The organism is Gemmatirosa kalamazoonensis (assembly GCF_000522985.1).
GTDB lineage: Bacteria > Gemmatimonadota > Gemmatimonadetes > Gemmatimonadales > Gemmatimonadaceae > Gemmatirosa > Gemmatirosa kalamazoonensis.
The window spans coordinates 435,258-461,903 of record NZ_CP007128.1 but is presented as its reverse complement, the minus strand read 5'-3'; the positions used below and the strand labels follow the sequence as shown (position 1 = coordinate 461,903).

Below are 26,646 nucleotides of genomic sequence, written 5' to 3'. Positions count from 1 at the left end.
GCCGATGTCGCTCGCATCTTCACACGCCGCCGCTCGCGCGATCCCGGCTCTCGCTGGGATGCTGCTGCTCGCCGCCGTCCTGGCGTGCGGCGGCTCGCCGGACGCCTCGCGGGAGTCGCCGCCAGAGCCGACCCGACCGATCCAGGTCGCGGACGGCACGCCGCCGACGGTCAGCTACACGCTGCGGCCGCTCGGGGACGACACGCTCGAGCTGGCCGGCACGGCGACGGACGACCGCGCCGTCACGGCCGCCGATTGGATCTTCGTGCGGCCGGCGCTCGGCGGGGGCCGGCCGGACACTCTCCGTGGCAGCGTCGGCATCGTCGTGCCGGCGCGGCAGATCACGTTCCGCTTCCTCCTGCCGCGCGACGGCCGGCTCATGACGTACGCGGCCTACGTGACCGCGCGCGACAGCGCGGGGAACGTCACCGCGGGCCCGCCGGCGTGGTTCGACGACCTCGATCCGCGCGTCCGGCTGTTCGGCCTGCCGGGCGGCAACGTCCTGGAGAGCGCGGACACGCTGCGGCAGCGGGGCGTCTCGTTCAAGGCCTTCTATGCCGTCGCGGGCGGCGTGTCCCTGATGACCGCGACGCTCGACGCAGGCACGCCGGGCGAGCGGATCCTGAAATCGTGGCCCGCGACCGAGCTACCCGTCGTGCAGGACACCGCGCGCATCGTGATCGACGGGCCGCTGCCCGCGGGGCGGCACACCATCACGGTGAGCGTCACGGACCTCTCGGCGCACGAGGGCCGCGCGAGCTTCACTCGCGTGTACGAGCCCAGGATCGACGACGTGGCGTACTCCGTCAGGCTGCTCCCCGCGCCGGCGGACGCACCTGGCGGTACCGTCGCGCGGTACCTGGCGAGCGACGGCACGGTGGCCGGCGGCGTGATCTCACTCGACGGTCAACCGTACCCGGTTGTGTGGCACGCCGGCGTCCCCGAGTTGCTGCCGCGTGGCCAGAACGGACCGGGCTTCGCCGATCGCGTGAACGCGGTCGGTGACGTGCTCGGAACGCTCGGCGGTGTAACGCACGCGTGGGTGGCGCACGGTCCACTCGTCCGGATCAGTCCGAAGGGCGTGCCGACGCCGGGGTGGTTCACCGATGGACTCTGCTGCGGACTGTCCGTTGGATTGAACGACGCGGGGATGGCGCTCGTCGTCGGCAACGGGGTCTTTCTGTACGACATCCACGCGGAGCAGGCGCAGTTCCTCACCACACTGATCCCGCCGATCGAGCACGTCGTGGCGCTGAACAACCGGGGCCAGGTCCTCGGCAACTTGGCCTCGGGTCTCGTCATCTGGGGTCCGCCGCTCGATGTCCGGCCGCCCGTACTGAGCGCGCAGGACCGGTTCCTCACCGCGCCCCTCGCGCTGAGCGACGCGGGGCACGTGCTGATGACCATCGACGGACGGCTCGCGCTGTCGACGCCGGGGCAGGACGGGCTGCTGCTCAGCGACTTCCTCGGTCGGAGTCCGATCGTCCCAACCAGCGCGGTGATGGACCAGCGCGGCACGTGGGTGGTCGCGCGCACGGCGCTCGACACGGCGCAGCCGCTCGAGCTCCTCCGTTGGCGGGTGGCCGATCACACGACCCGACGCGTCGTGTTCTCGGCGCCCGGCTGGCAGCTGGAGCAGCTCGTGGGCGTGAACGAGCGCGGGCAGATCCTGCTGAACCTCGTCGATGCGAACCACGCGCCGGACACGCCCGTTAGGCACGTGGCCGCGGTGCTCGATCCGCCGGGCTGACGACAGCGCTCAGAACCGCTCGCCCCGCGCCTCGCGCCCCGCGCTCCCCACGGGCCGGATGCGCGACCACATCGTGTAGAAGAAGATGCCGAGCCCCGCGACCTGCATCGCGCCGCCTAACACGATCGACCATCGCAGCCACGCCGCGGCCGAACCGCTCAGCGCGCGCGCGAGCTCGCCGGCGACGCGCCCCGCCGTGCCGAGCGTCACGAGCCAGTACGCCGCCTCGGCGAGGCGCGGCTGGTAGCGCGCGTCCTCCTTCGCCGGCCGCGGGAAGAGCCACAGCGCCACGCCGAGGATCATCAGCATCACGAACCCGACGAGGATCGCGTGCGTGTGGGCGCTCACCGCGTGCGGCGTCACGTGACCCCAGCCCAGCTCACGGGCCGTGACGAGCCAGAGGCCGATGAGCAGTCCGACGGCGAGGAAGCCGATCGCGGTCTTGAGGTAGCGGCGGACGAGGCTGTGCATGACGAACGTCACGACGGCGCGTGCGGCGCGGCACCGACGACCGGCGGCCGAGCGCGGGCGGGCGCCACTGCCATGCGCTCGTCGATCCGACGCGCCGCGCGACGATGCGCCGGGCTGCCGTCGATCGTGCGCCACACGAGATAGACGAACACGTACGCGCCTAACGCGGACAGCGTGCCGCCGGTCGCGAGCAGCGGCGTGCCGACCGACGGATCGTGGGCCCGGACGATGAACCCCGACACCATGAGCGCGAGTCCCGCGTTCGATCCCCACCAGTGCCACGCCGCGGCGCGCCGGCTGCGCAGCGGATTGCCGCTGAAGCGCGGGATCACGTGGTACGCGACGCCGTAGATCATCATCGTCACGAAGCCGAGCAGCACCATGTGCACGTGGGCGAGCCGATAGATCGTCCACGGCGGGTACGCCGCCATCGCCACGCCGAACGTGACGCCGAGCGCGAGCCACGCGAGGCTCGCCTTCAGGAACGCCTTGACGAACCATTCCATCAGCGTGTCCCCGGTCGCGGCGTGATCGCCGCGAGCAGCAGCAGCTCCTCGGATTCGGCGCGCATGGCGTGCAGCTCGTTAGGCGCGTAGACGACCATGTCGCCGGCGGCGCACGCCGCGTCCACCGGTGTGCCGTCCTTCTCGCCGGTGAGCACGCCGCGTCCGGCAAGGACCACGAGGTGCACCGACGACGCGTTGCGGTGTGGCGGTACGTGCTGCCCCGGCCCGAGCCGGAACACGACGAGCCGCGCGTCGGGTGAGTCGTGCACGATCGCGGTCGCCGGGCGCGAGGGGTGCGGGGCGGCCGCGTCGCGCGCGGCGCGGATGGGATCGAGCCGGATCACGGCCGCACCTGCGATTGGTGGATCGTCCGCTCGAGGGTGCCGAGGAGGATCGCCAGGTCGGCGCCGTCGTCCGCGGCGGCGTCCCGGAGGGAGCGCGCGCCGCCGCAGCACGCGTCGATGCCGAACGCATTGAAGACCACCGCCGTTTCCGGATGGTCGCGGAGCAGCTCGTTCACGCTGCGCGCCTCGTCGACGCGCGGGATGCGAATGGATGACTGATTCATGATGTCGTTGGTCGGGTCAACGCGCGAGGCGCCGCGCGAGCCGGATCGTCTCCGGCGTGCCGGCCAGCGTCGCCTGCTGGTGCACCACGGCGCCGTCGGCGTCGAGCAGCGTGATCGCGTTCGAGTGCGCGAGCTCCTCCGCCGACAGCCGGCGGTAGCGCACGCCGAGCGTCGCGGCGAGATCGCGCACGTCGCCGTCGCTGCCGCTCAGCAGCGTCCACCGCGACGCGTCGAGGTCATGCTCGGCCGCATATGCGGCGAGGCGGCCGGCCGTGTCGCGCTCGGGATCGAGCGACACGAGCACGATCCCCGCCGTCGTCGACGCGGCGATGCGCCTCAGCTCCCCGATGATGAGCGGGCACGTGCTCGTGCAGTGCGTGTAAACCATCGCCACCGCCTGCGGCCGGCCGCGCAGCGAGGCGAGCGTGCGCTCGGCGCCGCGCTGGTCGCGCCACGTCGATCCGAGGTCGTAGACCGAGTACGCATCCACGCTCTCGACCGGTGCCCGCGGCGCGGCGCGCTCCGGACGGGTGCACGCGGCGGCGCCTGACAGCGCGGCGGCGATGAGGAGTGCAAGGCGAGGCGTCATGGCGAGGGCCATCGTCACACGGCGCAGCGCACGCCGAGCGTGCGGAGCGTCGAGCGTCCGGTGAGGCCGGCGCGCACCGCGTAGCGCATGAACGCCGGATAGTTCGTGGGATCGGTCGCGCCGACGGCGGCGCTCGCGCAGAACAGCGCGTGGTCGCTCGCCGCCACGCCGCTGCCGCCGTCGCGCGAGTCGTCGGAGACGAGGATCCCGTTGAAGTCGAGCGTCCACTCCCACGCCAGCTCGTGCAGGTCGCGCACGCCGTACGCGTTGCGCGCGGCGCCGCCGACGGGCAGCGCATGCGCCGAGCGGCGCGCGTAGAGGCTCAACAGCCGGCGCACGAAGTCCGGCTCGCGCGCCGCGTCGCGCCGCGTCTCGCTCGCCGCGGCGGCGTACTCCCACTCGTCCACCGTCGGCAGGCGCTTGCCGCGCCACGCACAGTACGCCTTCGCGGCGAACCACGAGACGTCGGTGACGGGGCGACGCAGCGCGTAGGCGTCGCCCGGCGCGAGCGCGTCGCGCCACGTCGCGAGATACCCGCGCTCGGCGAACAGCGGCTTCACGGCGCCGCGCCGCCACTGCGGGTTCGCGCGGACGAACGCGAGGTAGTCGGCGTTCGTCGCCGGCTCGATGTCGAGCGCGAACGCGGCGACGGCCACTCGCCCCTCGCCGGCGCGCCGGTAGAGCGGCTCGTACGATCCCGCCGGGAGGCGCACCATCCCGGCGAGCGTCGCGGCGACGAGCAGGTGGCCGAGCGCGTTCGCGAGCACGTCACTCACCCGTCGAGACGAGGCCCTTGATCGACGCGAACACCTTCGGGTTGTCGGGGCCCGTGACCTTCAGGATGCCTAACGCTCCCTTGTTGAAGGCGCGGAAGATCGCGTGGTCGACGAGCACCAGGTCGCCCGGCTTCTCGACGCCGAACTCCACGATCACCGAGCCGCCCGCCGGCACCGCCGTCGTCTGCACGCCGTGCTGCGTGACCTCGGTGCCGCCGTCGGCGTAGACGTTGTCGAACACCTCGCCGATCACGTGGAAGGAGCTCGTGAGGTTCGGGCCCGCGTCGCCGAAGAAGATGCGCACGCGCTGGCCGACGTTCGCTTGGAGCGCCCCGTCGCCGGTGAGCGCGCCGACCGCGCCGTTGAAGACCACGTACGTCGGGCGCTCGTCGACGCCCTTGTCCATGTCGAGCGTCTGCAGCCCGTGCTCGCCGAACTTGCCTTTCGTGTAGAACTCGGACTGCATGACGTAGAACTCGCGGTCGACCTTCGGCAGCCCGCCCTTGGGCTCGACGAGGATCATGCCGTACATGCCGTTCGCCATGTGCATCGGCACCGGCGACGTCGCGCAGTGATAGACGAAGAGGCCCGCGTTCATCGCCGTGAACGTGAACACCGACTCGTGGCCGGGGATCGTGAGCGACGCCTTCGCGCCGCCGCCGGGGCCGGTCACCGCGTGCAGGTCGATGTTGTGCGGCATGGTCGCCTTCGGATCGACCTTGAGGTGCAGCTCGACGAGGTCACCCTCGCGGACGCGGATGAACTTCCCGGGCACCGAGCCGCCGAACGTCCAGATCGGGTAGTCGACGCTGTCGGCGATGCGCGCGACCTTCTCGATCACCTCGAGGTTCACGATCACCTTCGTCGCGTGGCGGCGGGTGATCGGCGGCGGAACGTTAGGCGCGTCGGTGAGCACCGCGACCTCCTCGCCGACGATGCGCTCGGCGGGCGTCCGCACCGGCACCGCGCCCGGCGCTTCGGCGGCGTCGGCCGACGGCGTGCCGCAGCCGGTGAGCGTCGCCGACGCGAGCACGGCGGCGCCGGCGAGCAGGGAGCCGAACAGCACGCGGCGGGTCGGTGTGGCGACGACGGCGACGGAGAGCGTCGAGCGAGTCATGATAGGAGTCCGGTTGGGGGATGCTCAGGCGGCGGCCGATGCCGGCTGGCCGGGAGCGCCGAGGAGCTGCGCGATCGTCTCGTCGGCGTGCAGGGCGGTCGCGCGCTGCTCGCTCGACGCGCGAGCGAGGACGAGGATGGCGCGGAGCGCGTAGTCAGCCGTGTGCGAGAGCACCGGGACGACCTCCAGACGAGTTTCTCATGTGCATATGAGTTTCGTCGGTGGCCGTGGCTTGCTCCGTCGGCGGAACGGTGGAAATCCCGTGCGGGTTTCCCGGACGCGCGTTCCGCACATCGGCATGCGGCATGGGCGAGCGCGACGGGGCGGCTTCCACGTGGAAGCCGCCCCGTCGCGCGCCGCGATTCGCAGCGTGGAGTCGTTCAGGAGGTCGTGACGATGTACCCCGCGTCGTGCGCGCTCGGCTGATCGACGTAGGAATCGGTCACAGGGCACCCGCCGTGTCGGTGAGTCCGAAGACCACGTTGTAGCCGCTGAAGTGCTTGATGCGGCGCGCCACCTTGCCGCTCGTCACGTACGTCGTGAGCGTCGGGTCGTCGACCGACTCGTCGATGCAGCCGGTCGCGAGGAGCGGCGAGCACCACTCGATCGTCGCCTTCTTGCCCGCGCCGGGCGCGGCGTCACCGAGGAAGAGGATCTCCGTCGTGCCGGGCACGAAGCGCACGTCGGGGGAGAACACGACCTGGACGCGGCCGTCGGCGTTGCGCCACGAGGTCACGGTGAACGTGATCGGCTGCGTGGCCGGCGTGCACGGCTGGTCCCAGGTGCCGGGGCCATAGCCGGAGGTCTTCGGGTCGCAGACGCTGTTCGCGTCGAACCGGACGCTGTGACCGTCGCCGAACGACTGGGTCCGGGCGCGGCCGTCGTAGACGAACGTCTCGGTCTTGGGGTCCGTCGCCGCACCGGTCTTGTCGAACGCGCTCGTGGCGCGGGGGCGGGAGGTGCCGGCGGCCTCGGTCGGCGAGTCGGAGCACGCCGTCACGAGCGCCATCATGGCCACGAGCGGAAGCAGCACGAGCGCGCGGCCGGGACGGCGGCGGCTCAGGGCGAAGCGTAAACGAAGACGACGGGCGGTGATCATGAAAGCTCCGTGAGGTTCCGGTGACGTGCACGGGCCCGCGCGAGCGCGGACCAGCTTGCGGTCGGGTATCGGCACCTCGCGCGAGAACTTGAGTCCGGGCGGGCGGCACGACGGTTGCCCCCCGGCCCGGACCCGTCGGGCGCCTCCCGGCGCCTCCCGCCCCTCCAACGTCCTCGAACTCTGGCCTTCACCTCCCGAGACCGGACCGATCGGCATTCCGCCCCCCGCGCCGCGGCGCCGGCGCTGACGCCAGGGCGGCGTGCCGCTGCTGTCGCCTTCGGGGTGGCCGCCGTGGTGCTCCTCGGGCTGTTGACGTTCGGCACGACGCAGCGGGGGCGGGAATCGACCGCGTGGGTCGGGCATACCTATGAAGTGCTCGCCTCGCTGGAGGCCGCGCAGGGTCGGGCCGTGGATGCCGAGACGGGCGTGCGCGGCTTCGCGGCGACGGGCGTGCCGCGCTTCCTCGACCCGTACGCCAGCGCCGAGGGCGACGCCCGCCGCGAGCTCCAGCGGCTCCGGCGCCTGACGGTCGACAACCCCGGGCAGCAGCGGCGGCTCGACACCCTCGAGGCCCGGCTCACGCGGGTCTTCTCGCACCTGGACTCCGCGGTGGCGCTCGTGCGCGCCCGCGCGCCGGCGCAGATGTCCGCGCCGGAGGTCACGGCGCTGTTCGCCGGCGGCAAGGCGGAGATGGACGCCGTGCGCGTGGCGGTGGCGGCCGTGGGCGCCGAGGAGCGGCGGCTCCTCGCCGCGCGCACCGCCGCCGACCGCCGGCTCGATGAGCTGATGGGTCTGGCCGTCTTCGGCGAGACGCTCGCCGCCGCCGTGTGCGTGCTGGTCGTCGCCCTGCTGCTCGCGGCCGCCGAGCGCGCCCAGGAGCGTCACGCCGAGGCCGAGCACGCGGCGCGGGTCGAGGCCGAGGACGCCGCGGAGCGGCTGCAGGAGCAGGCGATCGAGCTCGAGGCGCTGAACCTGGAGCTCCACGAGCAGGCGGAGGCGCTCGAGGCGCGCGGCGCCGAGGCCGAGCGGGCGCGGGAGGAGGCCGAATCGGCGAGCCGGGTGAAGGGGCAGCTGCTCTCGACCGTGAGCCACGAGCTGCGCACCCCGCTGAACGCGATCGGCGGCTACGCGGAGCTGCTCGAGCTCGGGCTCCGCGGCCCGCTCACCGACGCGCAGCGCGAGGACATCTCACGCATCCGGCGCGCGAACCAGCACCTGACGGGGCTCGTGACCGACCTGCTGAACTTCGCGCGGCTGGAGTCGGGGCAGGTCGCGTTCGAGCGGGCCGACGTGGCGCTCGCGACCGTCGTCGACGACCTGGAGGCACTGCTCGCCCCGCAGCTCGCGGCGAAGGGGCTCGCGTTCGTTCACCACGCATGCGCGCCGGCACCCCCGGCGCCGCCGTGGGTGGTGCGGGCCGACGCGGAGAAGCTGCGGCAGCTTCTCCTCAACCTCCTCACGAACGCCATCAAGTTCACGGAGCCGGGTGGGCAGGTGATGCTCGTGTGCGAGTCGGACGCCGACGCGGGGGTGGTGCGGCTCGTCGTGCGCGACACCGGGCGCGGGATCGAGGCCGAGCACCTGGCGCGCATCTTCGAGCCGTTCGTGCAGGTGGACCGGCACCGCACCCCCGCGAGCCAGCAGGGCGTCGGACTCGGTCTGGCGATCAGCCGCGACCTCGCCCGCGGCATGGACGGCGACCTGACGGCGGAGAGCACGCCGGGGCAGGGGAGCACGTTCACGCTGACGCTCCCGGCCGCTACCCCAATGGACTGAGTCACATGCGTTCCGATGTGACGCGGCTCACATAAGCCGGCCGGCGATCCGGGTATTCTCTCGCGTCTTCAGAGGGGATCGGGAGGCCGCGGTATGGGCACGCTGCTGAGCACGGTCGCCGGCTGGGTCGAGGCCGGGGTCGTCTACGGGGTGGTGGTGATCGGATCGCTGCCGCTGTACGCACTGATGCTCTTGCATCCGCCGCGCGGCACGCGGCGTCGGGCGCGGCCGCGTTAGGCCGTCGGCCGGGTGGCGTCCGTCGTCACCGGCCCGCAGGGGACGCCGATGTGGTCCACCGCATCCATCGCGACGCGCATCCACCGCGCGGCGAGCCAGTCGGCCGCCACGGGCACGTTCGATCCCGACGCGACGCCGTGCATCACCGTCCCGATGATGAGCCGCCCGTCGAGCGCGCAGTGACGCCCGAGTCGCACGACCGCGGCGCACACCCGCACGATCGCCGGCTCCGCGTCGAGCACCGCCTCCACCGTCGGCACGCCGGTGCCCCGCTGCATGATCTTGATGAACTCGAGGCGGAGCACCTGCAGCGGCTCGTTCAGCTCGGCGGCGATCATCGGCACGGTTAGGCGGGAGGCAGCGGTCGTGGAGACGCTGTGCTGATTTGGCTCCCATGCACGCGCGTGTCAATGCCGCGGGCGCGCGCTACCGGGTCAGCAATCCCGCGTCGAGGACGAGTGACGCGCCCGTCACGTATCGCGCCTCGTCGGAGGCGAGGTAGAGCACTGCCGCGGCGACGTCCTGCGGCTCGATCCACGGCACGGGCAGCAGGTTGCCGGCCGAGCGCTCGGCGATCGCCTGCGGCGTCGTGCCTTCGAGCTCGGCGAGGCCGTCGTTCATCGGCGTGTTGACGCCGGTGGGATGGATCGCGTTCACGCGCACGCCGTGCGGCGCGAGCTCGATGGCCCACGACTTCGTGAGCCCGGTGAGTCCCCATTTCGACGCCGCGTAGTGCGACAGCCGTCCCATGCCGCGCAGCCCGGCGACGGAGGAGTTGTTGACGATGACGCCGCGCCGCTGGCGGATCATCACGGGGATGACCCGCCGCGCGACGAGCCACGCGCCCTTGAGGTTGATGTCGAGCATCGCGTCCCACGCGTCCTCGGTGAGCTCGTGGGCGAGGCCGTAGGCGCAGATGCCGGCGTTGTTGAACAGGACGTCGATGGTGCCCAGGGTGCGCACCGTCTCGTCGACCGCGGCAGTGACCGCGGCGTCGTCGCGCACGTCGCCGGCGAACGTCAGGCAGCGTGCGCCTAACGCCTCGCACTCCGCGGCGAGCGATCGCAGATCGTCGGACGTCCCCATGCCGTAGCCGGGGTAGGCGAGGGGCTTCGCGACGTCGAACGCCGCGACGCTGGCGCCCTCGCGCGCGAACGCGAGCGCCGTGGCGCGCCCCTGCCCGTGCGCCGCGCCGGTGACGAACAGCACGCGGTCGCGGAAGCGACCCTCAGGCGCCGGCATGTCAGGCGCCGGCATGTGCGCGCTCCCGCCGGTAGGGCTCGAGGTAGCCGTCGAGCGGCACGCCGAGCGCGTTGTTGACGACGTTCGTCGCGATCATGAGCGCGCCGAACGCGGTGAGCGCGACGAGCTGCGCGTCGGTGTAGCGCGCGCGGAGCGGCGCGAACACGTCGTCCGGGACGCGGTGCTGGTCGCGGGCCATCGCGCGCCCGAACGCGACGATCTCGGCCTCCGCGTCGGAGAGCGCGAGCCGGTCGGGATCCTCGCCGGAGTCGATGAGGATGCGGCGGAAGAACGTGGAGCAGATCAGGCAGTCGGTCTCCGCCGACACGGCGTGCGCGAAGATCGTCGTGAGGCGGTCGCCGAGGAACGGGCGCACGGTGTCGCGGAGGTCGTACCACGTCATGAGCGCGCGGAACGCCGGCACGGAGTGGAGCAGCGTACGCTTCATGTTCGTGATGCGTCCGACGTGGGCCGCGTGGTCGTCCGCGGCGGCGCGGGCGTCGGTGGGCGCGTGGTCGAGGTCGAGCGGGGCGATGCGCATGGTGGATCCGATCGCGGGTGCGATCCGAAAGCTGCACCGGGCGGCGGTGCCGCGACAGCCCGCGTCCAGGACGGTCATTCCCTTGACATTCGAGGAAATGCGTCGCATCGTGTCCTCAAACTTCTAGGGAATGACGCATGCCGACCACCGCCACCCAGCTCGGCCTCCTCCAGGGCACGCTCGACGTGCTCGTGCTCAAGGCGCTGTCGTGGGGCCCGCAGCACGGCCACGCCGTCGCGCGCCTGATCCGCAGCTCCACCGACGGCGCGTTCGAGGTGCTCGACGGCTCGCTCTACGCCGCGCTCCACCGCATGGAGGAGCGCGGGTGGGTGGAGGCGGAGTGGGGACTCAGCGACCGGGGAAAGCGCGCGAAGTTCTACCGCCTCACCGCGTCCGGCCGGCAGCAGCTCCGGGCCGAGGTCTCGGCGTGGCAGAAGTACGCGGTCGCCGTGGGCAAGATGCTCGGCGCCGTCGCCCAACCCGCCTAACGGGAGCCCGCCATGCCCACGCCCAAGCCGCCGCTCTGGCGACGCTATCTCCGCTTCTGGGGCGCGAACCCGGCGCAGGATCTCGACGACGAGTTCCGCTTCCACCTCGACACCGAGATCGAGGAGCTGGTCGCGGCCGGGATGTCGCCGGAGCGCGCGCGGGCCGCCGCGCTCGCGAAGTTCGGCGACGTGGAAGCGGCGCGCGCCGATTGCCGCGCGTCGGACGAGCGGCGCGAGGCGCGCGCCCAACGGGCCGCGTCGCTCGACGTGCTGCGCCAGGACGTGAAGCACACGTGGCGGTCGTTCCGACGGCGCCCGCGCTTCCTCGCCGCCGCGGTGCTCACGCTCGCCATCGGCATCGGCGCGAACACCGCGATCTTCAGCGTCGTGAACGGCGTGCTGCTGAGCGACCCGGGCTACCGTGATCCCGACCGGCTCGTGCTGCTCTGGCAGACGGCGCGCGACGTGCCGCAGATCGCGGTGTCGTATCAGGACTTCCTCGACTGGCAGCAGCGCACGCGGAGCTTCGAGGGCGGTGGCGCGGGCCTCGCCGCCGTGAACGGCTACGAGTCGTTCACGCTCACCGGCGTGGCCGAGCCGGAGCGCCTCTCGGGCGCGCTGACGACGGGGAACATGTTCCGCGTGCTCGGCGTGAGCGCCGCGCATGGCCGCACGCTCACGCCGGCTGACGAGGCCGCGGGGGCCGAGCCGGTCGCGGTGCTCACCGACAAGTTCTGGCGGCGTCGCTTCGCCGGCGACGAGCGCGTCGTCGGCCGCACCATCCTGCTCGACGGGCGGAGCTACACGATCGTCGGCGTGATGCCGCCGTCGTTCCGCTTCGGCGGCGTCGACGTGTGGGTGCCGATCGGGCAGTTCGCGCACGAGGAGCGCTTCGCGTCGCGCAGCAACCACCCGGGGCTCACCGGCATCGGGCGGCTGCGGCCGGGCGTCACGCTCGACGCGATGAACGCCGACCTGGCGCGCGTGTCGGCGCAGATCCACAAGGAGCATCCCGAGACGGACGGCATCGGCGCCGCCGGCACGTCGCTCGAGGAGATCACCGTCGGCGGCGTGCGCCCCGCGCTGCGCATGCTGTGGGCGGCCGTCGGGCTCGTGCTGCTCATCGCCTGCGCGAACGTCGCGAACCTGATGCTCGGCCGCGTGGCCGAGCGGCGGCACGACTTCGCGCTGCGCGCGGCGATCGGCGCGGGGCGGCGGCGGCTCGTGCGGCAGGCGCTCACGGAGAGCGTGGTGCTCGCGCTGTTGGGCGGCGCGCTCGGCGTCGCGCTCGCGTGGGCCGGCGTGAAGCTGCTGCTCGCGCTGGAGCCCGCGAACCTGCCGCGGCTCTCCGCGATCCGCGTGGACGGCGTGGTGCTCGCGTTCGCGCTCGGCGTGTCGCTCGTCACGGGGCTGCTGTTCGGCGTGGTGCCGGCGCGCATGCTGGCGCGGAGCGATCCGATCGGCACGCTGCGCGAGGCGGGGCGCGGCGCGGTGGGCACCGGCCGGCGGCGCGGGCTCGCCGCGGGGCTCACGGTGACCGAGGTGGCGCTCGCGCTCGTGCTGCTCGTGGGCGCGGGGCTGCTGCTCCGCAGCTTCGCGAAGCTCACCGGCGTCGCGCCGGGATTCGACCCGCGGCACGTCGTGGCCGGGCTCGTGGAGCTGCCGAAGGCGCGCTATCCCGACGACGCGTCGCGGCGTCGCGCGTTCGACGAGCTGCTGCGGCGCGCGGCCGCGGTGCCGGGCGTGGAGGTGGCGGCGTTAGGCAGCGACCTCCCGGTGAACAGCGGGTGGCAGACGACGGTGACGTTCGAGGGCGTGACGTTCCGCGAGGGGAACCCGCCGCTGCTCGACGCGACGCTGGCGTCGACGGGCTTCTTCCGCGCGCTCCGGGTGAAGCTGCTCGAGGGCCGCACGTTCGAGCCGGCCGACGATGCGTCGCACCCGCGCGTCGCGGTGGTGAGCGCGCGCGTGGCGCGGCGGGTGTTCGGCGCATCGAGCGCGGTGGGGCGTCGCATCAAGCAGGGGCCACGCGAGTCGGACGCGCCGTGGATCACGATCGTCGGCGTGGTGGACGACGTGCGCAACGACGGCCTCGCGACGGAGCCGCGCGGCACGCTGTACTTCCCGTTCGATCAGTCGCCCGGGAGCTCGTCGTGGGTCATCGTGCGCACGACGCTGCCGGCGGGGCGCGTGGTGCCGGCGCTGCGGCGCGAGCTCGCGGCGATCGACCGGGACCTGCCGCTGTCGGAGGTGCAGACGCTGGAGGACGCGCTGTCGCGCACGGTGTCGCAGCCGCGCTTCTCGATGCTCATGCTCACGATCTTCGCCGGCGCCGCGCTGCTGCTCGCCGCGGTGGGGCTGTACGGCGTGATCGCGACCGGCGTCGCGCAGCGGCAGCGCGAGATCAGCGTGCGTATCGCGCTCGGCGCGCGCCCGCGCAGCGTGGTGCGGTGGGTGGTCGGCCAGTCGCTCCGGCTGACGGTCGTCGGCATCGCGATCGGCGCGGCGGCGGCGTACGCGTCGGGGCGCGTCCTCGCGTCGCTGCTCTACGAGGTGCGTCCGACCGACCCGCCGGTGTTCGTCGCGGTGGCGGTGCTGCTCGCCGCTGTGGCCGTGGTGGCGGCGCTCGTGCCGGCGATGCGCGCGGCACGCACGGATCCGGCGGCGGTCATTCGCGAGACCTGACGGCGGGACTCGGGACTCGGGACTCGGGACTCGGGACTCGGGACTCGGGACTCGGGGGGGACGAGTTCCGAGTCCCGAGTCCCGAGTCCCGACTCCCGCTGTCAGGTCGTAAGTTGACAGCCATGTCGCTCACGACCCGCGTGCTCGTCGCGCTCGTCCTCGGTCTCGCGCTCGGCGTCCTCGTCTCCGCGGTGGGCTCGCCGGCGCTCGTGCGCGCGGCGGGGGCGATCGAGCCGCTCGGCACGTTGTGGATCAACGCCATCCGGATGGTCGTGATCCCGCTCGTCGTCGCGAGCCTCGTGGTGGGCGTGGCGTCGTCGTCGGACACGCGGTCGGTGGGACGGATCGGAGGGCGCGCGCTCGTGGTGTTCGTCGTCGCGCTGCTCGTCGGCGGCGTGTACGCGGTGCTTGTCGCCACGCCGCTGCTGCGGCTCGTGCCGTTGTCGCCGGCCGCGACGTCGGCGCTGCGGGCGAGCGCCGCGTCGACGGCCGCGGTCGCGCGCGAGGGCGCGACGAAGATCCCTACGGCCGCGCAGTGGCTCGTGGATCTCGTGCCCCCGAATCCCGTGAAAGCCGCGGCCGACGGCGCGATGCTGCCGCTCATCGTGTTCACGCTGCTGTTCGCGCTCGCCGCGTCGCGCCTAACGGCGGAGCGGCGGGCGCCACTCGTCGGCTTCTTCCATGCGGTGGCCGACGCGTCGCTCGTGCTCGTGCGGTGGGTGCTCGCGGTGGCGCCGATCGGCGTGTTCGCGCTCGCGCTGCCGCTCGCCGCGCGGTTGGGTGCCGCGGCGGCGGGCGCGGTGGCGTCGTACGTCGTGATCACCGCCGCGGCGACGACGCTGTTCATGCTGCTCGTGCTGTACCCCGCCGCGGTCGTGCTCGGGCGCGTGCCGCTCGGCCGCTTCGCGCGCGCGGCGCTTCCCGCGCAGGCGGTGGCGTTCAGCTCGCGGTCGTCGCTCGCCGCGTTGCCGGCGATGATCGAGACGGCGCGCACTCGGCTCGCGCTGCCCGAGGCGGTGACGACGTTCCTGCTGCCGCTCGCCGCGGCGACGTTCCGCGTGGGCGGCGCGGTCGGGCAGACGATCGGCGCGCTGTTCCTCGCGCGCCTCTACGGCGTCACGCTCGACGTCGAGGCCATGCTCGCGATCGTCGCGACGGTCGTGGTGATGACGTTCAGCATCCCCGGCGTGCCCGCGGGCTCGGTCATCGCGATCGTGCCGGTGCTGCTCGCGGCGGGCATTCCGGTCGAGGGGCTCGGCATCCTCATCGGCGTGGACACGATCCCGGACATGTTCCGCACGACGACGAACGTCACCGGCGACCTCGTGGCGGCGACGATCGTGGGGGGCAGGGGCGGGGCGACTCCACGGACGAGTTTCCGTGGGACTGAAGAAGGACTGAAGGAGGACTGAAGAAGGAGAACACCAACGAGTCGTTGGTCCTTCTTCAGTCCTCCAAGAACACGTACGTGGAGTCCCGACGGGCGCGACTGGCACTTCCGCCCGCCCACCGCCGTAAGGGAATCCGTCACTCCAGTGGAGAGGCTGATGACGGAGTCGTACCAGCCCGACGTCCCGCGCCGGATCGTGCTCTGGGGCGCGACGGGCGCGGGGAAGTCGACGTACCTCTCGACGCTCGTGTTCTACCACCGGCAGCCCGCCGACGAGCGGCGGCTGTGTGTGCTGCCGGCCGACGCCGTGACCGCGGAATGGGTCACGCGCCAGGTGCGCGCGCTGCGCGGCGACGGCCCCGACGCGCGCGCACAGACCCGCGAGGCGCGCGAGCTGCGCTTCCAGCTCTACGACCTGCCGGCGCGCGCCGCGTCTCGCTTCCACGATGCCGCACGGCGACCGTCGCGGCGACTCGGCGAGCTCGCGGTGTGGGACGTGCCCGGCGCGACGTACGACGGCGCGCCGCCGCCCGAGATGCTCGACGCGATGCTCGACGCGGCCGGGATCGTGCTGCTCGTCGATCCCGGCCGTCATGCCGAGCGCGGCGACGGACGCCGGGCCGTCGACGATGCGGCGGCGTATTACACGTCGTTCTTCCAGAGCACGCTCGGCGCGCTCGTGCTGCGCCTGCGCGCGCGCGCCGGCGGGCGCCCCGATCCGCGCCTCGACGAGCAGAATCGGCTGCGCATCCCGGTCGCGGTGTGCCTCACGAAAGCGGACGAGCACGAGATGCTGCGCGCCGACGAGAGCCGGCGCGTGCAGCTCCGCGAGATCGTCGGCGAGAGCGCGGGACTGCTCGAGACGTCGCTCACCACGCACACCGTGATCGCTATCAGCGCGCTCGGCCGCGCGCTCGAGAAGCGCGACGGGCGCGACGTGCTCGTCGGCGACCCCGAGCCGTGGAATGCGCTGCGCCCGCTGCGGTGGGTGCTCGAGCACGGCGCCCCGCGCCCCGCCGCGCCGCTTCCCGATCCGAGCGCCGCACCGACGATCGAGGTCGCGCGCGCCGTCCGCCCGGAGGTCAGCGCATGACGACGGTCCCGCTGGCCGGAGCGCCCGACTACGCGCCGTCCGCGCCCGGCGCGCCTAACGGGCCGAACGAGGCGCCCCCGTTCGCCGGCACCGCGCGCGCCGTGTTCGGCCTCGTCGACGACCAGTACGCCGTCGTCGCGCACTCGCCGAACCTGACGCCGGAGGCGGCGCACGCGCTCTGTCGCGCGGTGAGCATCGGCGACCCGACCGTGCCGATCGACGGCGCGCTGTCGTGCCTCGACGTGCCGGGGTGGGGGATCGTCTGCACGCGCTACGCGACGCTGCACGACGCGCGCGGGCGCCTCGCGCTCGTGTCCGACAGCGTGGCGATCGACCGCGCGACGTTCCTCGCCCTGCGCGCCGATCCGTTCCGGTGCATGCCGCGCCGCCAGGAGCTCGCCGGTGTCGACGCGCCGCGTGCGCTGGACGTGCCGCGCTTCGCGCCGAGCACCCCGGCCGCCGAGATGGCGCGGCTGGCCGAGGCGCGGCGCGCGGTGGACGAGATGCACGAGCTGCGGCCGCTGCTCGCCGCGCTGCTCGCCGGCGACCGCGTGCTGTGGGTGTCGCCCGCCGCGCCGCTCGTGGGGCTGCTGCAGTGCGTGGTGCTGCTGCTCCCGCCGACGCTCCGCACGCTCGTGACGTTCCAGACTGCGGCCACGCGCGCGCCTCGCAGCATGCCGCGCCTCACCGGCGCCGACCGGCGCTACGCGGAGCTGGGCACGGTCGAATGGACGCGCGAGCTGCCGCGCGAGATCGGCCTGGCCGACGCGCGCGCCGACGCCGCGGCCGACGCGCTGCTCGCGCTCGACGGCGACGCGCTGCTCGCCGCGCACGCGCTGTACGAGGACCTCGCGCCGGCGACACCGCAGCCGCGCGCCCTGCTCGTCGAGGTGGAGCGCGTCGCGCGTCTCGGCGCGCACGCGACGGCCCGCAGTCGCGGCGACGCGGCCGGGGCGCTGCGCGCGGCGGCGCGCGCCGACGATGCGCGCGAGCGCGAGCGGCTCGCCCGCGCGACGCTCGCCGCGTTCGCGCCCGAGGCGTTAGGCGCCGCGCTCGTGGCCGTGCTGGCCGAGCGGAGCGCCGACGCGTACGCGCTCGGCGCGCGACTCGTGACGGAGCTGCTGCGCGAGGAGGCCGGCGCCGACGGCGCGGTCGCGTCGCGCGTGCTCGATGCGGTGCTCGGCGGATGCGATCGGCTGCGCTGGGCAGGCGACACGGCGGCGCGCGACGCGCGGGCGGCCGTCGCCGTGGTGGCCGCGCGGCGCGGCGACGGCGAGCGGCTGGTGCAGCTCGCCGACGTGGACGCCTCGTACGAGGTAGGGACGACGCCGTGGCGCGGAAGCGCCGCGTCCCGGCTCACCGGCACCGTGGTGACCGCGCTCGTCCACGCGCGCGACGGCGACGCCGAGGCGGCCGTCGCCGCGCTCGACGCGATCGGCGCGCTGGCGACGACGCTCGCCGGACCCGCGCGCCGCGACGCCGCGGGGCTCGCGCTCGCCGTCGCGGCACGCGCCGTGGCGACGTGCGCGCGCGCAGCCTCGGACTCTGGCACACCGGACCGACTGCGCAGGCTCGCCGAGTCGCTGCTCGGCTTCTGGGCGCGCGTGGCGCCCGGCGATGCGCGCGGCGAGGCGGTGCGCTGGCTGCTCGACGATGCGGACACGCGCGCGCTTTCCCCGCACGACGAGGGCGCCGCGATGCGCTCGCTCACGAGCGCACCGCGCGACGAGCGCGCGGGATGGCTCGGCGCCGCGACGCTGCGCGCGCTCGCCCACGGCACCGACGTCGGCGCCGTCGTCGCGGTCGCCGAGTCGCTGCCCGCCGACGCGACGTTAGGCACCGTGCTCGGCGCGCTGCTCGGGCGTGCCGCGCTCGATGGGCCCCCACTCGGCGGACGGTGGCCGGCGCTGCTCGCGCACGTCGACGTCGATGCGCGGCGCGTGCTCCTCGCGCGGTCGCTCGCACGCGCGACGACCGATCCGATCGCGCTCGACGAGCTCGCGGCGACGTGTGCGGCGCTCGCGGACCTCGACTACCGCCTCGATGCCGCGGCGGCCGATGCCGCGGCGCCGTCACTGGCCCGTTGGGCGGCGACGCTGCCGCCGACGCGCGCCGGCGCCGCAAAGCTCGGCGCCGCGCTCGCGCTGCTCGGTGAGCTCGCCGACGCCGACGCGGCGTCGTCGCTGGCCGCCGCCGTCGTGCACGACGCGCCCGAGGCGCTGCGCTCGCTCGTGCAGCTCCGACGGCTCGCCGCGAGCGCGGCCGAGGTGGAGGCGACACGCGAGCCGAGCGCGTGGGCCGTGCGGCGCGCGGCGCTGCGCACGCTCCGCCGCAGCGACGAACTGCTTCCCGCGCAGCGCGCGCTGTTGCGCGCGTTCCTCGGCGCGCCGGACGATGCGCGCCCGTGGTGGCGTGCGCTGCTCGGGCGCCGAGGCCGGGAGGACGGACGATGACGCTCCCCGACGCGACGCTGGAGCACGGCGTCACCCTGTGGGGCGCGCCCGGGGCGGGCAAGAGCGGACTGTTAGGCGCGCTCTACGCCGCGTCGCTCGCCCCGGATGCCGACGGCTGGTCGGCGCACCCGAAGGACGCCGAGGACGCGCTCACGCAGGAGCGGCTGAAGGACGCGTACCTCGGTCTGCGCGGGCGCACGAACACGAAGACCGGCATGCCGGCCGCCGGCGAGTATCCGCCGCTGCGGGTGCTGCTGCGCCGTCGTCGCGGCGGGCGGCAGGTCGGCGCGATGCGCGTCGCGCTCGTCGACCCGGCGGGCGAGTTCTCCACGCAGCTCGAGCTCGGGACGACACGCGAGGGGCGCTCGCTGTTCGCGCGGATCGCGCGCGGCGGCGGCGTCGTGTGGCTCGTCGAGCCGGGGCAGCGGCCGCACGACGTGGGCGCACGCATGCTCGCGCTGCAGCACCTCGTCGCGCTGCTCGAGGCGAGCGGCGGCCGACAGCTCGGCATCCCGGTCGCGCTGTGCCTCAGCAAGGTCGACCAGCTGCCCGACGCCGAGCGCGCCGCGGCGCGCGCGGATCCGGCCGCCGCGCTCCGCGCGCATCTCGGCGAGACGACGTTCACGTGGTTCGAGGCGGCGTGTCCCGCGATGCGGTGCTTCGCCGTCACCTCCGCGGGAAGCGTGGAGGGCCGCGTCCAGCCCGAGGGGCTCGATCCGGTGTTCGACTGGCTCGCCGAGCTGTCGACGCCGCATCCGACGGTGCGCGACCGTGTCGCGCGCGCGAAGGAACTGTTAGGCACCGCTCGTCCCGTCGTGCGCGCGTCGGTCGCGCTCGCCCTGCGGAACCGCGTCGTGCAGGTCGTGCTCGTCGCCGCCGCGGCGGTGACGGTCGGCGCGGCCGCCGTGCAGCTCGTGCCGGTGGCGAAGCACATGCTCGCGCGGCCGGTACGCGCGCTCGAGTCGCTGCCGCGTGACAGTGCGGGCGGCGCGGTCGCACGCACCGCGACGGGCGAAGTCGCGCGCGCGGCGCTTCCCGACGGCCAGGCGCTCGCGCGACTCCGCGACGCGCGCGGCGCCGCGAACCGTGGCGAGTGGCGCGACGCGGTCGACGCGCTCGCCAACCGGGTGCCGCCGCCGGCGCTGCGCTTCGCGTGGGACTCGCTGTACGTCGTCGCCGCGCTGCAGGCCGCGGCCGACGAGAGCGACGCGACGGTGGCGCGCGGGCTGCGCGAGGCGGCGCGCGCGCGGGCGACCGACGCCGTGCGGCGCGGGCCGGCAGGGAGCCGCCGGCTCGTCGGTCTCCGCTTCGCGCGCGGCGTCGCGTGCGTCGACGGCGGGCTCGCGTGCCCGCTCGCCGACGTGCGCGCCGACTTCACGTGGGCGCTGTTAGGCCCGCCGCCGATGCGGCGCGAGGCGCGGCTCCGGCTCGCGACGCTCGACGCGGGAGGTGCGCCGTGACGCTCGCCCTCGCGATCCTCGCCTGCCTCACGATCACCGCGCTCGCCGCGCTGTGGGCGGCGCGCAGCGGCGCGCGCTGGCGCCCGCTGCAGACGCTCGTCGTCGCGCTCGCGCCGCTCGCCGCGCTGGCGCTGCTCGTGCGCCAGGCGCCGCCGCGCGCCGGATGGGCGCTGCGCGTCACTGGCCAGTACGCGCCGATCGCGGACACGGTGCTCGTGGGCGGCACGCCGGCCGCCGACGTGCGGCTGCCGGTGTCGACACCCGGCGTGGGCGGAGCGCTCGTGCGGCTCTGGTACGACCATGCAGCGCACGCCGTTCGCGTGCGCGTCGACTCCGGCGTCGCGCCGGTGTCGCTCGACGGCGCGCCGGTGAACGCGGCGCCGCTCGCGCACGGCACGCGCGTCACGCTGACGTCCGCGCCGCGACTCGTCGTCACCGCGGCGATGCCGATGTGGCCCGCCGGCTGTCTGCTGCGCGTCGAGCGGCTGTGCGGCGAGCGTACGCTGATCGTGCACGACGGCGCGAACGTCGCGCGGATCCCGGTGCGCGTCGGGCGCGCGGGCGTGCCGGCGGGCGCCCTCGGCGACCGTCGCCTGTCGCGCGCGCCGTTCGCGCTCGTGACGGCGGCGCGTCGCGTGTGGATCGTCGCGAGCCCCGCGGGCCCCGTGCGCGTGAACGGACACCCGGTGCCCGGCGCCGCCTCGGCGCGCGCCGGCGACGGCCGGTGGCCCGAGCTGCGCGTCGGCGTCGGCATGCTCGCCGAGGGGCTGCGCGTGCATCCGGACACGCTCGCGAACCGGGTGTCGCTCGACTTCGTGGGGCGCACGCGCGGCGACCGGTGGTCGCTCGGCACGTCGAGCGGGCGCGTCGTGCACCGCGTCGTCGCGGCGACGCGCGCTGGCCCGGGAACGCTCCGGCTGCTCGACCTCGACGCCGCGGCGCCGTTAGGCCCACGCGCCCGCCCGTACGCCGGCGCCCTGGAGTGGACGGGCCGCGAGTTCCGCTGGCACGTCGCCGGATCGTCGCGCGTCCTGCGGCCCAACGCGGTGGAACGCTTCCCCGGCGTCGGTGCGCCGGTGGCCGAGCGCGGACACCTCGTCCGGATCGAGGCGCCGGGCGCGGCCCGTGGAGCGCTGCTCGCCGCTGGGGCGATCTGGGCCGCGGGCGCGCTGCTGCTGGCCCTCGCGGCGCCCGGCGGCGCGTTGCGCGTCGCGGTGCTCGGCCTCGCGTACCTGCTCGCACTCGTGCGCATGGCGCTCGCATGGCGCGTGAGCGCCGCGCCGCCGTACAACGCCGAAGCGCTGCCGTGGGCGGCGCTGTTCCTGGCGACGTTCCCGCTGCTCGTGTTCCTGCTCGAGCGGTGGCCGAGCGCGGTGGGGCGCGGACGCGAGCGGATCGCCCGCGCGCTGACGCCGGCGGGCGGCAATCCGTTAGGCGTGCTCGGCGCGCGTCCGGCCGCGGCGGTCGCGGCGCTGCTCGCGCTCGCGGCGGTCGTCGGCGCGCTCGTCGTCGCGGCCGGGCCGCTGCGCCTCGCCGGGACGCACCTCATGCTCGGCCTGTTCGTGCTCGGCGCCGGCACCGTGGGGCTCCTGCTGCTGCAGCGCGTGCTCGTCGCCGGCGAAGCCGGCGCGTTCGTGCACGCGTCGCCGGTGGGGATGCTGTCGCCGCGCGCGGAGCGCGGCTTCGGCGCGCGGCAGATGTGGCGCGCCTTCACCGCGCTGCTCGTCGTGCTCGGGCTCTACGTCGCGCTCGCGTGGTCGATCCGCGGCGTGCCGTCGCCGCTGCTCGCCGTCGGCTACGCCGCGGGGGCCGCGCTCGCGTACGCGTTCGTGTGGGCGCGCGAGCGGGTGCGTCCGCGCGTCGAGCCGCGTCGGCTCGCGACGTGGGTGGGCGGCGCGTCGCTCGGCGCGGCGGTGGTCGCGTTCCTCGCGACGAGCGTGGTGCGACCGCACGCCGTGGCGCTGCCGCTGCTCGTCGCCGGCATGGTCGGCGCGGCGACGGCGGCGGCGGGTGCGGCGGCGCTGCTGCCGCTCGCGCGTCCGCTGCGCGGGTGGCCGTATCGCCGCGCCGACGTGCTGCCGCCGTTAGGCTTCGCGCTGCTGCCGGTGGGGCTCATCTTCGTCGCCGGATGGACCGGGCTGCGGCGCGTCGCGATCACCGTGGGCTACGCGCTCGCCGTCGCCGCGCTGCTGCTCGTCGTGCGCGTGTTCGCCGCGTGGTGGCACCGCGAGACGGGACTGCGCGTGCGGCAGCAGCTCGGCGCCGCGCCGGAGCGGCTGTCGCGCATGCTGCTTTTCGGGCCGCTGCTCGCGCCGCTCGTCGTGTACCTCGCGTACGGCGTGGTCGACCGCGGTCTGCTGCTCCTGCTGCTCGCGGCGGTGCTCGTCGCCGGGACCGTGGCCGCGGCGACCGTGGGACGCGCGGCGCTCGCCGCGGCGGCGACGGCAGTCGTCCTCGTGCTCGGCGTGCTCGTGCCGCGCGCGGTGTCGGTCGACGCGAGCGCGCTGGCGACGCGGCCGATGTCGCTCGCCACGCCGCAGATCCGCTACGCCGCGGTGCGCGCGCCGGACGCGCTCGGCCACCAGCTCGCGCTCGCCCGCGAGGAGACGGGGCGCGAGACCGTGAACACGCTGCAGCAGACGTGGGGCATGCGCGCCCACGCGGCGAACGGCGGCACCGCGGGCGGCGGGCTGTTCTCGCTGCCGTTCGACGGCGCGGCGATCCCCGAGGAAGTCGCGCTCACCGACAACGCGTTCTCGGTGTTCGTGCTCGGCGAGCACGGCTTCGTCGGCGGGGTCGCGGTGCTCGCCGCGTTCGTCGCGTTCGGGCTCGTGCTGCTGCTCGCCGCGCGCGTCGCGGCGCGTCGCGTGGAGACGGCGCACCTCGCGCTGCTGCTCGCCGGCATCGCCGCGTACGTCGTGCTGCCCGCGCTGTACATGGCGGCGGCGAACGTGGAGCTGCTCCCGCTCACCGGACAGAACTTCCCGCTGCTCGGCCTCCGCTCGGGCGCCGACGTCGCGTTCGTGTCGTGGCTCGCCGCGCTCGCCGTCGTGGCGCTGCCCGCCGCGCCGCGCGACGACGATCCGGAGCGCGAGGAGGTGCGGCGCGGCGACCTGCGGCGGCTGCGGCTCACGTTAGGCACCGTGGGGGCGCTCGTCGTCGCGGCCGCGGTGAGCGTCTCCGCCGCGGCGTGGCGCGCGACGCACGCGGAAGTGCCGACGTTCGGGCTCGACGCGCTGGCCGACGACCTGCGCGAGCTGGTGCGGCGCGGTGATCTCGTGCGGCAGGGCGACACGCTCGCGGTGGCGACGGCGTCGTCAGGCAAGGCCGGGCTGCGCGACGGGGACCTCGTGCGCGCGCTCGTGCAGCGCAGCAACGCGTTCGCGCGCGGCACGGCGGCGCCCCGCGCGACGTGCCTGGACCGCGTGCCGTGGCTCACGTGGAGCGGCGAGGCCGCGGTGCGCGTGAACGACGCCGGCTGTCGGCTCGGTGGGCCCGCGGCCGGCGAGCGGTGGCGCGGCGCGCTCGTCGCCGGCGCGGCGTCGGGACAGATCGTCCTCACCGGCCTCGCCGCGCCGATCGTGCTCGGCCCGGGGGGTGCGGCGCGCGCCGTCGCGCGCTGCGGCGGTCCCGCCGATACGATCCGCGCGCTCGCCGTCGAGCTGACGTGCGGCGACGTGGCGGTGGAGGTGCAGGGCGGCGCGCATCCAACGGCGCGGCTCACGGCCGGATCGCTCGCGTCGCTCGACGGCACGCCGCTCGGCCGCGCGCACCGGGCGCTCGCTCGCGGTGCCGTGCTCTCGTTGGGCGCCACGGCGACGCTCGTCGTGGACTCGCTGCCGGGCGGCGCGCTGGGCTTCGCGCGGTGGCGCAACGGCGCCGTGGAGCGCGTGACCGACGGCGCGCCGCCGCTGCTCGCCGCGCTCGACTCGGTGCTCGCGCGCACGATCGTCACCGCGCGCGCCGGGGACGACGCCGACGTCGCGCTCACGCTCGACCCGTCGCTCTCGCACGCCCTGTCGGCCCGCCTCGCCGAGCGGTGCGCGGCGCTCGGCGCGCCGGCCGGCGAGGTGCGACGGTGCAGCGCGATCGTCGTCGATCCCGAGCGCGGCGACGTGCTCGCGGTCGCGTCGTGGCAGCGGCCAGGGCTCGCGCGGCCGCCGTACGAGCCGATCGACGCGAACTTGCGTGCGCACCGGCCCGGTTCCGTCATCAAGCCGATCCTCGCCAGCGCGGTGCTCGCGCGCTATCCCGCGCTCACCACGCTCGAAGTCGCGCAGCCGTCGGACACGTTCTCCGACGCGGCGGGGTGGCCGCTCGGCGGGCGCGCCATGCACGCCGCGCGCAACGGCTGCGACGATCCCGTCATCACCTGGCATTGCTTCCTCCCGAACTCGAACAACCGCTTCGCGGTGACGTTAGGCCTGTTCGGTCTCGCCGAGGAGCCGGCGACGGGCGGGCTGCCGGTGCTGGGCGCGGCGGCCGAAGGCCCGCCGATGACGGTGCGCGGCACGCGGCTCGATCGGCGTCCGGCGCTCCCCGCGAAACGGCCGGCGGCGTATCTCGCGTCGCCGCTGGCGCGCAATCTCGCGCTGCTGTTCGGCGCGCGCGCCGGCCGGCAGACGCCGGGCGCGTTCGACGACGCGCTGTGGCGCGCGGCGCGCGACTCGGGGCTCGTCCGCGGCGGCGCGGCGTGGCAGCGCGTGTCGCCGGCGCTCCCCGAGATGCCGCTCGACGACCGCGCGTTCGCCGACCTGCGGCACGTCGCGGGATTCCTCATCGGCGAGACCGACAACCGGTGGAGCAACGCGGCGCTCGCGCAGGCGGTGAGCCGCATCGCGACGGGGCGCGCCGTGGAGCTGCGCATCGTGCGCCGCATGGGCGCGGTGTCGCTGCCGGCGCCGGCGTTCGACACGCTGCCGTTCGGGCCGGGCCGCGACGCGGTGCTGGAAGGGATGCGCGGCGTCGTGCACCGCGGCACCGCGCGCGACGTCGCGCCGCTGTTCGCCGCGCCGACGCTCGACCTCGTCGGCAAGACCGGGACGCTGGAGAGCGACGCGCTGGAGCCGCTGTCGGCGTTCCTGTGGGCGGGCCGTTCGTCGGCGAAGGGCGCCGCCCTGTGCGCCGCGGCGGGGATCGTCGTCGTGGAGCTCGAGCCCGGCGCCGCCGAGCGGCTGCGCGCCGCGAAGCTGTTCGCCGATGCCGTCGCGCCGTCGCTGCGGGAGGAGTTCGGATGGGGAGGCACGCCGTGTACCCGCGCGCGCTGACACGCCTAACGACGTTGGTCGCCCTCGCCGCGCTTCCCGCGGCGGCCGGCTGTCGCGCGCGCGACACCGTGCGCCGGCTGGTCGGGGCCGAGGGGTCGCGCGCCGCGGTCGACTCGCTCATCGCGCTGCGCAACGAGGTGGAGTATCTGCGCGCGGCGTCGGCGGAGCGCGACACGCTGCTGCAGCAGGTGCGCGAGACCCAGGACTTCATCGACAGCGTCGACACGGACCTCACGCGCCTCGCCGGCCCCGACACGCTGCAGCTCCGTCTCGCCGGCGAGGGCGTCGACTCCGAGCCACCGGTGCGCGAGCTGATGCGGCGCCGCATCCAGCTCGTCGCCGAGCGGCTCGCGCGCAACGAGGCCGAGGCGCGCGAGCGGGCCGAGCGCCTGCGCGACCTCGCGCGGCGCAACGACGTGCTCGAGGCGCGCGTCGCGGAGCTCGACTCGAGCGTGGTGCGCTTCCGCGAGATCGTGCAGGGGCAGCAGGAGCAGATCGCGTCGCTGCTCGCGCGCGTCGACACGCTGGAGAGCGAGAAGGCGCAGCTCACGGCGGAGCGTGGCGCGCTCGCCGACTCGGTGCAGCGGCTCACCGCGCGCGCCGATTCGGTGTTCGTGATCGCGGCGTCGCGCCAGGAGCTGCTGCGGCTCGGCGTGGTGGTGGAGGAGGGCGGCACGCGCGTGCCGCTCGTGGGGCGGCTGAACACGGTGATCGTGCCGGCGCGCGCGCCGCGCGATCGGCTGTTCGCGGTGCTCGATCGTCGACACGACCTCGTGATCCGGCTGCCCAACGGCGACCGGCCGTACCGCATCGTGTCGTCGCACGACCCGGCGCTGCTCGATCCGGCGCAGCCGGGCAACCCGGTGGTGCGCGGGGTGCTGCGCATCGCCGATCCCGACCGGTTCTGGGCGACGTCGCGGTACCTGGTGCTCGTCGAAGAGTGACGACGGCGCCGGGAACGGCGCGGGCGGTGCGGCGCCGACGATACGGCGCGATGCTGCGCAAACGGCGCCAACCGCGCGGCATGGCGCAGTGCCGCGGTGTGAAACGTCGTTTGCGCTTCACGGCGCAGTATCGTCGGCGCCGCATCGCAGCCGCGTGCGCGGCGCCGTCCGCGCCGCTGGCGCAGTCGGGATCG

The 26,646-nt window shown here is 74.9% G+C and carries 22 protein-coding genes and 1 pseudogene; 11 read left to right on the top strand and 12 right to left on the bottom strand.

The window, feature by feature from the left end:
• Nucleotides 1-4 precede the first annotated feature (4 nt).
• Nucleotides 5-1,750 (top strand): hypothetical protein, encoded by a 1,746-nt coding sequence (locus J421_RS02030; RefSeq protein ID WP_148306109.1) that lies wholly within the window; start codon nucleotides 5-7, stop codon nucleotides 1,748-1,750.
• A gap of 9 nt (nucleotides 1,751-1,759) precedes the next feature.
• Here the strand turns inward: J421_RS02030 and J421_RS31935 are convergent, their stop codons facing one another.
• The 9 genes and pseudogenes from J421_RS31935 to J421_RS01995 form a co-directional block, all read right to left on the bottom strand.
• On the bottom strand, nucleotides 1,760-2,221 hold the full coding sequence (locus J421_RS31935) for a cbb3-type cytochrome c oxidase subunit I (RefSeq protein ID WP_148306108.1): 462 nt from the start codon (nucleotides 2,219-2,221) through the stop codon (nucleotides 1,760-1,762).
• Nucleotides 2,222-2,229: 8 nt separating this feature from the next.
• Nucleotides 2,230-2,727, bottom strand: a complete 498-nt coding sequence (locus J421_RS31930) for a cbb3-type cytochrome c oxidase subunit I (protein ID WP_025409494.1) — start codon at nucleotides 2,725-2,727, stop codon at nucleotides 2,230-2,232.
• Nucleotides 2,727-3,071, bottom strand: a complete 345-nt coding sequence (locus tag J421_RS02020; RefSeq protein WP_025409493.1) for a cupin domain-containing protein — start codon at nucleotides 3,069-3,071, stop codon at nucleotides 2,727-2,729. Before J421_RS02020 ends, J421_RS31930 begins: the two co-directional genes overlap by 1 nt.
• Nucleotides 3,068-3,295: a DUF542 domain-containing protein gene (locus tag J421_RS02015; RefSeq protein ID WP_025409492.1), complete on the bottom strand. Its 228-nt coding sequence runs from the start codon at nucleotides 3,293-3,295 to the stop codon at nucleotides 3,068-3,070. The genes J421_RS02020 and J421_RS02015 overlap by 4 nt, the downstream gene beginning before the upstream one ends.
• A gap of 16 nt (nucleotides 3,296-3,311) precedes the next feature.
• Nucleotides 3,312-3,884 (bottom strand): SCO family protein, encoded by a 573-nt coding sequence (locus J421_RS02010; RefSeq protein ID WP_158508629.1) that lies wholly within the window; start codon nucleotides 3,882-3,884, stop codon nucleotides 3,312-3,314.
• 14 nt (nucleotides 3,885-3,898) lie between these two features.
• The gene (locus tag J421_RS02005) at nucleotides 3,899-4,660 is read right to left on the bottom strand and encodes a formylglycine-generating enzyme family protein (protein ID WP_025409490.1); all 762 of its coding nucleotides are present in this window, start codon (nucleotides 4,658-4,660) and stop codon (nucleotides 3,899-3,901) included.
• A gap of 25 nt (nucleotides 4,661-4,685) precedes the next feature.
• Nucleotides 4,686-5,777, bottom strand: a pseudogene (nirK, locus tag J421_RS02000) (copper-containing nitrite reductase); the annotation flags it as partial.
• A gap of 24 nt (nucleotides 5,778-5,801) precedes the next feature.
• Complete coding sequence (locus J421_RS32540; RefSeq protein ID WP_158508628.1) at nucleotides 5,802-5,951, bottom strand: hypothetical protein; 150 nt, start codon at nucleotides 5,949-5,951, stop codon at nucleotides 5,802-5,804.
• A gap of 268 nt (nucleotides 5,952-6,219) precedes the next feature.
• The gene (locus tag J421_RS01995) at nucleotides 6,220-6,876 is read right to left on the bottom strand and encodes a hypothetical protein (RefSeq protein ID WP_025409488.1); all 657 of its coding nucleotides are present in this window, start codon (nucleotides 6,874-6,876) and stop codon (nucleotides 6,220-6,222) included.
• A gap of 282 nt (nucleotides 6,877-7,158) precedes the next feature.
• Here J421_RS01995 and J421_RS01990 point away from each other — a divergent pair, with 282 nt between their 5' ends.
• Together J421_RS01990 and J421_RS32535 are read left to right on the top strand one after the other, a co-directional pair.
• A complete protein-coding gene (locus J421_RS01990; protein WP_025409487.1) occupies nucleotides 7,159-8,652 on the top strand; it encodes a sensor histidine kinase in 1,494 nt (497 codons plus the stop codon).
• A 93-nt stretch (nucleotides 8,653-8,745) separates the two neighbouring features.
• Complete coding sequence (locus J421_RS32535) at nucleotides 8,746-8,889, top strand: hypothetical protein (RefSeq protein ID WP_158508627.1); 144 nt, start codon at nucleotides 8,746-8,748, stop codon at nucleotides 8,887-8,889.
• On the opposite strand, the gene J421_RS01985 is transcribed toward J421_RS32535, so the two are convergent.
• From J421_RS01985 to J421_RS01975, 3 genes are all read right to left on the bottom strand, one after another.
• Nucleotides 8,886-9,233: a hypothetical protein gene (locus J421_RS01985; protein ID WP_148306105.1), complete on the bottom strand. Its 348-nt coding sequence runs from the start codon at nucleotides 9,231-9,233 to the stop codon at nucleotides 8,886-8,888. The two genes, J421_RS32535 and J421_RS01985, sit on opposite strands and share 4 nt — an antisense overlap.
• Before the next feature lie 82 nt (nucleotides 9,234-9,315).
• Entirely contained in the window at nucleotides 9,316-10,131 is an 816-nt protein-coding gene (locus J421_RS01980) for a mycofactocin-coupled SDR family oxidoreductase (protein WP_104022994.1), read from the bottom strand.
• A gap of 1 nt (nucleotide 10,132) precedes the next feature.
• Nucleotides 10,133-10,672: a carboxymuconolactone decarboxylase family protein gene (locus J421_RS01975; protein WP_201773081.1), complete on the bottom strand. Its 540-nt coding sequence runs from the start codon at nucleotides 10,670-10,672 to the stop codon at nucleotides 10,133-10,135.
• A 137-nt stretch (nucleotides 10,673-10,809) separates the two neighbouring features.
• Between J421_RS01975 and J421_RS01970 the strand changes: the two genes are divergently transcribed.
• From J421_RS01970 to J421_RS01935, 8 genes are all read left to right on the top strand, one after another.
• Nucleotides 10,810-11,160: a PadR family transcriptional regulator gene (locus tag J421_RS01970; RefSeq protein ID WP_025409483.1), complete on the top strand. Its 351-nt coding sequence runs from the start codon at nucleotides 10,810-10,812 to the stop codon at nucleotides 11,158-11,160.
• A 12-nt stretch (nucleotides 11,161-11,172) separates the two neighbouring features.
• The gene (locus J421_RS01965; protein WP_025409482.1) at nucleotides 11,173-13,845 is read left to right on the top strand and encodes an ABC transporter permease; all 2,673 of its coding nucleotides are present in this window, start codon (nucleotides 11,173-11,175) and stop codon (nucleotides 13,843-13,845) included.
• Between the two features lie 122 nt (nucleotides 13,846-13,967).
• A complete protein-coding gene (locus J421_RS01960) occupies nucleotides 13,968-15,257 on the top strand; it encodes a dicarboxylate/amino acid:cation symporter (protein ID WP_025409481.1) in 1,290 nt (429 codons plus the stop codon).
• Between the two features lie 135 nt (nucleotides 15,258-15,392).
• Nucleotides 15,393-16,328 (top strand): hypothetical protein, encoded by a 936-nt coding sequence (locus J421_RS01955; protein ID WP_025409480.1) that lies wholly within the window; start codon nucleotides 15,393-15,395, stop codon nucleotides 16,326-16,328.
• On the top strand, nucleotides 16,325-18,781 hold the full coding sequence (locus J421_RS01950) for a hypothetical protein (RefSeq protein ID WP_025409479.1): 2,457 nt from the start codon (nucleotides 16,325-16,327) through the stop codon (nucleotides 18,779-18,781). Before J421_RS01955 ends, J421_RS01950 begins: the two co-directional genes overlap by 4 nt.
• The gene (locus J421_RS01945) at nucleotides 18,778-20,241 is read left to right on the top strand and encodes a hypothetical protein (RefSeq protein ID WP_025409478.1); all 1,464 of its coding nucleotides are present in this window, start codon (nucleotides 18,778-18,780) and stop codon (nucleotides 20,239-20,241) included. The genes J421_RS01950 and J421_RS01945 overlap by 4 nt, the downstream gene beginning before the upstream one ends.
• Nucleotides 20,238-25,508, top strand: a complete 5,271-nt coding sequence (locus tag J421_RS01940) for a penicillin-binding protein 2 (protein WP_025409477.1) — start codon at nucleotides 20,238-20,240, stop codon at nucleotides 25,506-25,508. The genes J421_RS01945 and J421_RS01940 overlap by 4 nt, the downstream gene beginning before the upstream one ends.
• Complete coding sequence (locus tag J421_RS01935) at nucleotides 25,475-26,452, top strand: hypothetical protein (protein WP_025409476.1); 978 nt, start codon at nucleotides 25,475-25,477, stop codon at nucleotides 26,450-26,452. The genes J421_RS01940 and J421_RS01935 overlap by 34 nt, the downstream gene beginning before the upstream one ends.
• Nucleotides 26,453-26,646 lie beyond the last annotated feature (194 nt).

Coding starts and splice junctions, on each gene's coding strand:
- J421_RS02030 (WP_148306109.1), top strand. CDS start 5: ATGTCGCTCGCATCTTCACACGCCGCCGCTCGCGCGATCCCGGCTCTC.
- J421_RS31935 (WP_148306108.1), bottom strand. CDS start 2,221: ATGCACAGCCTCGTCCGCCGCTACCTCAAGACCGCGATCGGCTTCCTC.
- J421_RS31930 (WP_025409494.1), bottom strand. CDS start 2,727: ATGGAATGGTTCGTCAAGGCGTTCCTGAAGGCGAGCCTCGCGTGGCTC.
- J421_RS02015 (WP_025409492.1), bottom strand. CDS start 3,295: ATGAATCAGTCATCCATTCGCATCCCGCGCGTCGACGAGGCGCGCAGC.
- J421_RS02010 (WP_158508629.1), bottom strand. CDS start 3,884: ATGACGCCTCGCCTTGCACTCCTCATCGCCGCCGCGCTGTCAGGCGCC.
- J421_RS01995 (WP_025409488.1), bottom strand. CDS start 6,876: ATGATCACCGCCCGTCGTCTTCGTTTACGCTTCGCCCTGAGCCGCCGC.
- J421_RS32535 (WP_158508627.1), top strand. CDS start 8,746: ATGGGCACGCTGCTGAGCACGGTCGCCGGCTGGGTCGAGGCCGGGGTC.
- J421_RS01980 (WP_104022994.1), bottom strand. CDS start 10,131: ATGCCGGCGCCTGAGGGTCGCTTCCGCGACCGCGTGCTGTTCGTCACC.
- J421_RS01975 (WP_201773081.1), bottom strand. CDS start 10,672: ATGCGCATCGCCCCGCTCGACCTCGACCACGCGCCCACCGACGCCCGC.
- J421_RS01970 (WP_025409483.1), top strand. CDS start 10,810: ATGCCGACCACCGCCACCCAGCTCGGCCTCCTCCAGGGCACGCTCGAC.
- J421_RS01965 (WP_025409482.1), top strand. CDS start 11,173: ATGCCCACGCCCAAGCCGCCGCTCTGGCGACGCTATCTCCGCTTCTGG.
- J421_RS01960 (WP_025409481.1), top strand. CDS start 13,968: ATGTCGCTCACGACCCGCGTGCTCGTCGCGCTCGTCCTCGGTCTCGCG.
- J421_RS01955 (WP_025409480.1), top strand. CDS start 15,393: ATGACGGAGTCGTACCAGCCCGACGTCCCGCGCCGGATCGTGCTCTGG.
- J421_RS01950 (WP_025409479.1), top strand. CDS start 16,325: ATGACGACGGTCCCGCTGGCCGGAGCGCCCGACTACGCGCCGTCCGCG.
- J421_RS01945 (WP_025409478.1), top strand. CDS start 18,778: ATGACGCTCCCCGACGCGACGCTGGAGCACGGCGTCACCCTGTGGGGC.
- J421_RS01935 (WP_025409476.1), top strand. CDS start 25,475: ATGGGGAGGCACGCCGTGTACCCGCGCGCGCTGACACGCCTAACGACG.